Genomic DNA, 2,865 nt, shown 5'->3' on the forward strand with positions numbered 1-2,865 from the left:
GTCCATGTCCTTGCCGCCGTTGGCCGGCTTCGGGCCGCCGTTCTTGCGGGTGCGGCGCTGCGGGCGCGGCAGGGCGGTGGGCGGCGGGGGAGGCGTGGGCGAGCCGCCGCCGAGGATGAGCTCGGCGAAGGTGGCCATGGCCTCGTCCAGCTGGCCGCCGATGCGCAGTTCCGACTCCTGGTTCGACTTGCGGACCAGGGACTGCAGCGAGTCGGTGTCCGGACGGGCGCCCACGGTCTCGGCGACCTTGGTGAGGCTCGCGTCGACCGTGCCGCCGAGCTCGGAGATCCGGGCGGCGAAGCCGTCCTCGACCTTGTCGAGGCGGTTGGTCATGGTGTCGAGCTGCGACGTCACGAGCTCCAGGCGGCGGGCCAGGGACTCGAGGCGGTCGGCGGCGTCGACCTGGTCGCGGGACTGCTCGATCGCCGCGTACAGGGCGGTGCGGGCCTCGTCCAGCTTGCCGTGGACCGTCTCGCGGGTGTCGGCGACGGCCGAGGCGAGGGAGTCGCGGGTCTCGGCGAGCGACGACGCGAGCGAGTCGCGGGTCTCCGCCAGCGTGCCCTCGAGCTGGCCGCGGGCCTCCGCGACGGCGCCCGACAGCTCCGAACGGGTGTCGGCGAGGGAGGCGGACAGCTGGTTGTGGCGGTCGGTCGCGGCCGAGACGAGCTGCTCGCGGCTGTCGGCGATCGCTCCGGCCAGCTCCCCGCGGCTGTCGGCGATCGCGGCGGCCAGGTCGGCGCGGGCGGCGGCGAGGGCGTCGCGCTGCTCGTCGGCGCGGCCGTGGATGCCGGAGAACGAGTCGGCGAGGATCTTCTGCAGCGCCTCGCGGGTGCCGTCGAGGTGCTCGTGCACGCCCTCGTCCACCTCGTCGAGACGGCCGCGCAGCGCGGCTTCGAGGGCCTCGATGCGCTCGCGCAGCGGGCTCGTGACGGCGCCGGGGATCGCGTCGACCTTGCCGTCCTGCTTGTCCAGGTGGCCGTCGAGGTCGTCGATGCGCTTGTGGATGGAGGCGAGCTTGTCCTCCAGGCCGTCCATGCGGCCCGCGACCCCCTCGAAGCGCCCGGCGACACCGTCGAGACGGCCGTCGAGCTGCGCGAACGGCTTGGCGAGCTTGTCCACCAGGGCGTCCACCGCGCGGCCGATGCCGGCGACGGCGGTGTCCTGGGCCTCCAGCTTGGCGAGGGCCTCGTCCAGGCGCTCCGCGAGAACGCTGACCTCAGTGCGGTCCGGGAGCTCCGACAGGCGCTTGCGGACCGAACCCAGCGACTCCAGAGGCGACATCCGGGCGTGGATCTCGTCCAGCGCGTCGAAGATCTGCTGCTGCTCGCTCTCACGGATCTCCGCGGCGCGCGTGAGCATGTTGCGCATCCGATCGAAGGACATCGTGGAGTTGTTGTTCTCTGTCACGGCTGAGTGCCTTCGTCCAGGGGAGGGGGAGACCCCGGGAGCCTATCCGCGCCACGGGACGCCTCTGTACCACCCCCGTGAAGAATCGGGGGCGCGCGGACGCAGGACTGACCCGATCGGTCCAGCCCCTTGCTCTGAACGCTGAGGCACCGGGCGCGGGCGCGCGGCGACAGCTGATGATGTTCCTACCTTGGGGTGACTCGGGCCGGGTGGTGGTTGCAGAAAGTTGCTAGTCACGGATCGGCAACGACGGTGACCCGGCAGATGATCATATCTGCCGCCATGATCATTTCGGTCGACGCTGAAGCGGCGTGTCGTCTGGAGTAATGTGTGCCAATGAGTACGCCGCTTACCCTGGAGTCCATCCGCAGCGCGCCGAAGGTGCTGCTGCACGACCACCTCGACGGTGGCCTCCGCCCGCAGACGGTGATCGAACTCGCCGATGCCTCCGGCTACCGGGGCCTGCCCACCACCGACGCGGGCGTCCTCGGCGGCTGGTTCCGCGACAACGCCAACTCCGGCTCGCTCGTGCGCTACCTGGAGGGCTTCGCCCACACGTGCGGCGTCATGCAGGACGAGGCCTCGCTCGTCCGCGTCGCCGCCGAGGCCGTGGAGGACCTGGCCGCGGACGGCGTCGTCTACGCCGAGATCCGCTACGCGCCGGAGCTCAACACCGAGAAGGGCCTCGGCCTGGAACAGGTCGTCGAGGCCGTCCAGGAGGGCTTCCGCGCCGGCGAGCGGCGCGTCGCCGCCACCGGCCGCAAGATCCGCATCGGCACGCTGCTGTGCGCGATGCGCCAGAACGAGGGCTGGCTGCGCATCGCCGAGCTCGCCGTCCGCTACCGCGACCTCGGCGTCGTCGGCTTCGACATCGCGGGCCCGGAGGCGGGCTTCCCTCCCACCAGGGGCCTCGACACGTTCGAGTACCTGCGCAGGGAGAACGCGCACTTCACCATCCACGCCGGCGAGGCGTTCGGCCTGCCGTCGATCTGGGAGGCCATCCAGCACTGCGGCGCCGAGCGCCTCGGCCACGGCGTGCGGATCGTCGACGACATCAAGGTCTCCGGGGACGACGCTGCCGGTGCGCAGCTGGGCCGCCTCGCCGCCTACGTGCGCGACCGCCGCATCCCGCTGGAGATGTGCCCGACGTCGAACCTGCAGACCGGCGCCGCGCCCACGCTCGCCGAGCACCCGATCGGCCTGCTCGCGAAGCTGCGCTTCCGCGTCACGGTCAACACCGACAACCGCCTGATGAGCGACTGCTCGCTGTCGAGCGAGTTCGCCGCCCTCGCCGAGACGTTCGGGTACGGGTGGGCCGACCTGCAGTGGTTCACGATCAACGCGATGAAGTCGGCGTTCCTCGGGTTCGACGAGCGCCTCGCGATCATCAACGAGCTCGTCAAGCCGGGGTACGCCGCGCTCACGGCGTGACCCGGCACGAACGGCGAAGGGCCGCCC

At 71.6% G+C, this 2,865-nt stretch carries 2 protein-coding genes; one reads left to right on the forward strand and one right to left on the reverse strand.

Translation table 11 applies throughout. The annotated features are described in order from the left end of the window. On the reverse strand, positions 1-1,383 hold a 1,383-nt coding region (locus tag ACFWGZ_RS40540; RefSeq protein WP_382456896.1), incomplete at its 3' end, for a hypothetical protein. Positions 1,384-1,743: 360 nt separating this feature from the next. On the opposite strand from ACFWGZ_RS40540, the gene ACFWGZ_RS40545 reads away from it, so the two are divergent. Further along, positions 1,744-2,838: an adenosine deaminase gene (locus ACFWGZ_RS40545; RefSeq protein ID WP_382456897.1), complete on the forward strand. Its 1,095-nt coding sequence runs from the start codon at positions 1,744-1,746 to the stop codon at positions 2,836-2,838. The last annotated feature ends 27 nt before the right edge of the window (positions 2,839-2,865 follow it).

Source organism: Lentzea sp. NPDC060358, assembly GCF_042725365.1.
Classification (GTDB): domain Bacteria; phylum Actinomycetota; class Actinomycetes; order Mycobacteriales; family Pseudonocardiaceae; genus Lentzea.